Source organism: Boseongicola sp. (assembly GCF_057460485.1).
This window is the reverse complement of sequence record NZ_JBVCWP010000360.1, coordinates 1-3,532: the sequence shown is the minus strand read 5'-3', so window position 1 is coordinate 3,532 and position 3,532 is coordinate 1. Positions and strand designations below refer to the sequence as shown.

At 53.6% G+C, this 3,532-nt stretch carries 5 protein-coding genes; 2 read left to right on the top strand and 3 right to left on the bottom strand.

Annotation, left to right across the window (positions count from 1 at the left end):
• Positions 1-123 precede the first annotated feature (123 nt).
• Positions 124-558, top strand: a complete 435-nt coding sequence (locus AC221Y_RS21995) for a hypothetical protein (RefSeq protein WP_299753646.1) — start codon at positions 124-126, stop codon at positions 556-558.
• A gap of 144 nt (positions 559-702) precedes the next feature.
• Here AC221Y_RS21995 and AC221Y_RS21990 read toward each other — a convergent pair whose 3' ends face one another.
• Together AC221Y_RS21990 and AC221Y_RS21985 are read right to left on the bottom strand one after the other, a co-directional pair.
• Positions 703-882, bottom strand: coding sequence for a hypothetical protein (locus AC221Y_RS21990; protein WP_299753644.1), 180 nt, complete (start codon positions 880-882; stop codon positions 703-705).
• A gap of 104 nt (positions 883-986) precedes the next feature.
• Positions 987-1,349 carry a c-type cytochrome gene (locus tag AC221Y_RS21985; RefSeq protein ID WP_299753660.1) on the bottom strand — a complete coding sequence of 121 codons (363 nt, stop codon included), beginning with the start codon at positions 1,347-1,349 and terminating at the stop codon, positions 987-989.
• A gap of 519 nt (positions 1,350-1,868) precedes the next feature.
• Here AC221Y_RS21985 and AC221Y_RS21980 point away from each other — a divergent pair.
• The gene (locus AC221Y_RS21980; RefSeq protein ID WP_299753642.1) at positions 1,869-2,222 is read left to right on the top strand and encodes a putative quinol monooxygenase; all 354 of its coding nucleotides are present in this window, start codon (positions 1,869-1,871) and stop codon (positions 2,220-2,222) included.
• A 351-nt stretch (positions 2,223-2,573) separates the two neighbouring features.
• Here AC221Y_RS21980 and AC221Y_RS21975 read toward each other — a convergent pair whose 3' ends face one another.
• Complete coding sequence (locus AC221Y_RS21975) at positions 2,574-3,008, bottom strand: acyl-CoA thioesterase (RefSeq protein ID WP_486708445.1); 435 nt, start codon at positions 3,006-3,008, stop codon at positions 2,574-2,576.
• Between the last annotated feature and the right edge of the window lie 524 nt (positions 3,009-3,532).

Genomic DNA, 3,532 nt, shown 5'->3' with positions numbered 1-3,532 from the left:
TGGGTGTCGTATGAGGTTCGCGAATTCGGAACGGCCGCTAGGGGTTCCTTTCTGCCGCTCGCCGGTCTTTTTTTTCAATTGTATGATCCATTTCTACGCTGACGGCACACATCGAAGGACACCATGGCTAACATCGCTTTCTGGATTATTCACGTTCCCGGCTGGTTGCTCTTCGTCTATCTCGTGGCAGCTCAATGCCCGGCCGCGGTAAGTTATACCCTTGGAATACGAATGGGCACACAAGAGCCTTCCGAGCGGATCACTGAGGTCGGGGTAGCCTTTTTCAAGGGTTATGCGGGGGCGGATCTTGTCTTCTACGTACCTCTGCTTGGCCTCGGACTTGTTGGGCATTTTCTAGAAACCTCATGGTCCCCACTAGTTCTAAGCGCAGCTCTGGGCGTCACCGTGTACTGGCCAATTGCATGTTTGTGGACTGTCAAAGCAGCAAGAGGCGTGAAAGGATGGGACCTACCCAAAGAGGTGCAATACTGGGTTGTACTTCCGGGGATTGCCGCGTGGGGCGCCCTCGCTTTCGTCCTGCTACTTCTGGGAAACTAGCCGCGTCCGCTTCGTCCCGCACAGTAGTCATTGGTTCATCCTGTAGCGAATGGCTGCTTCGAGCCCAAGGAAGACGTGCGGGCAGAACAGATCGTTTCTGCAATCAGATTGGGTCAGTACGACTTCTGTTTTTCAGATCACGGTTTAGAAAACGACCCCAGGTAACAGATTGAAGATTATCACGAGTACGAACACCGCAGCCCCGGTGATCATAGCTCGCTGAGATTTGGTTCTCGCCGCAAAGAAAGCCCATTCTTCCAAAACAAGAACCACGACGATTGCCGCAAGCGCTGCCGCCACCGAACTAGAAAAGTCGAACTCCATATGTCGTCTCCCGTGGGTTAATTCTGTGGAGCTGTGGCGTCGCCGCCGAAGAAACTGGTGACATCAGATGCAGGTTTGTCCCAGTCGCAAGGTGTGATCTTGGATCACTCCACCTGTATCGACTCCAGATAGACGACAACATTTGCGAGTGGTAGACCCGTCATCATTGGCTGTCCACTTGCCAGGGGCAAAGCGACGTTTTGGTCAGTTTCTAGAGAGGGTCCGAAGATGGGCATCTCCCCACCGTGGGCAAGCAGGGGCGCACGCCCATCAATTTTCCTCGCGACAGCTTCTGTTGGAAAGGTTCCGCCTTGTCGTGCTGAGAGTCTTGTTAGGTCAGGTGTCACAATGGCGAGCATTTCCGCCATCGGCCCGTCTCCTGTTGCATCTCGGCCATGGCATTGCCAACAGTACGTGTTGTACAGGCTCTGCCCATCTCGGATGTTCACCTCCTGCGCAGAGGCCATACTGGCGGTGACAATGGCCAAAAGTAGTCCGCGAAAAAGCACGCATTCACCTCTTTGCAAAGAAAAAATTGTTAAGCCAGCCCAGACGGGCCACCATCGAAGTTTAAATCCATCATAGGCACACGGTGTAAGTCTGACAAATCCGATCACGTTGACACCGGTTGATGTCCGCTTCGTCCCGCGAAGTGTGAATTCGACCATCGCCGGATTGTGCGCTTGCAGCGAATGACCGGTTCGACGGGCCGCACCGCAGCATTCGGAGGGCATGGTCAATGGCCGGTATGGGCCGTTCATGTTGGTCGGGGCGAGATCGTTTGGCAGGATCGCTGCGATGCGGCTAACGGCAGCAAGGAGCCCGAAGCCTGATTTGTGACGAGGCGATCAAGAACGTTGGTGACATGCAACTGGTATGCTCGTAGTGATCGAAACCGTTGCGGATAAATCGGAACGCATCAAAGTCGTGGTTCGTCCAGTTCGGTTTTGGTTTCCATCGAAGCCTGGACCAAGGAACGACAACTAATGACAAAAGTATCTTACATCATCCAATGGACGATCAACGACGGAGAAGTTGACAACTTTAAAACCATGGCCAGTGGGTTTGTATCAAGCGTTCAGGACGGCGAACCGGGAACTCTGGGATATCAATGGTATATCAGTGAAGATGGAAAGCACTGCCTGCTTGAAGAGACATTTGAGAGCTCCGAAGCGCTACTGACACATTTGGGCAATGTTGGTCCGAGCCTGCCCGGCATTCTGGAAATCGCGCCAATCACGCGACTTGAAGTCCGTGGCAATGCGTCAGCAGAGGCACGGGAGGCCCTTGCAGGCCTCGGTGCATCGCACTTCGCGCAATTTGCGGGCTTCGACAGATAGGTAAGTGATTTATGGGCAGGGATTGAGAACAACCCCTGCCCTTTCAGTCACTTTATCTGTCCAGGGCCTCTCGGAATTATCAAGGTGTCGAAAGCCGACGCCTTGCCAACAGCAAGGGGCAACGCTGCCAAGGCCACTCCACATTCGATACTTTAGGCAAAAACGTGGATAGGCTCCTTTAGGATCACTCTGCGCACGATCGAATGGCAAGTTGCAGAATTGGCCGCTTCGTCCCGCACACCGACGTTTTAGCCGACAAAAATGCTGCGCCATGCACGAATGGCCGCAATGCGAAAGTTGCGCCGCAGCGTTGCATGGAGCGGCCAAAGTCCGGTTTGGGCCGCGAGGTACCTATGTGTCGAAGACAGGTCGCGGTGCACCGTCGTCATTTAACGCTACGAAAACGAAATCAGCATCTGTAACCTTTGCAGCTTTTTCCGAATACCTTGGGCGCGCCCAAGCATCTACATGAATGCGCATGGATGTACGTCCGACTTTACGCAGAGTTGCGTAAAGCGTCACCTCATCGCCGACCCTGACCGGGCGCAGAAACTGCATCGCCTCCACGGAAACCGTGGCACCACGACCTTGCGAGACCCGACCGGCCATATTGCCTGCGGCAAGGTCCATCTGAGACATCAACCAGCCGCCGAAAATATCGCCTGACGGATTGGTATCTGCTGGCATTGCAATCGTGCGGATCACCGACACACCTTCGTCTTGCTGGCGACCGTGCAATCCACGCTGTTGCCCACGGGCAAGAGTATTTTCCGTATCATCACTCATCGAAACCACTCCTGTTTTAGACGGAAAGGGGCCGCAGACCGTCTAATTCATTGGTCAACTAGAAAGCCTTCACCAAAATCTAAAATTCTGCAACGGGACGTTGGTTTGTTGATCCGCATTGAAAAGGTCTGCGAGCCTCGCAAAGCTAAATTTCGTCAGGTGCGTCGCAACGCCCCCGAATGCAGAGAATGTCTTGTTCGAAAGGGCCCGGGTAGCAACACGTTTCAAAGTTAGTCTGCACGTTGTTCTTGTTTGCACTCGTCGATACTGCGGCGCTGCAGCATTTCATTGCTGCACCTGCATAATTGTTGCTGTATAGATTAGAAGATTCCGCGCTGCTTGGCGCTTAGGCGGGCATGCGCGTGCGCGGTCTGGTCCAAGCTTGACACACATTTCTTGAATTCAATACGGAGCAACCGACGATGACCCCACTGCCCACCCCGGTACAATTTCAGGTCGCCGCAATGCGGATGGCAGGATATACATTTTCTGCCAATCTCAGATTTATGCAGGATTTGACTCGC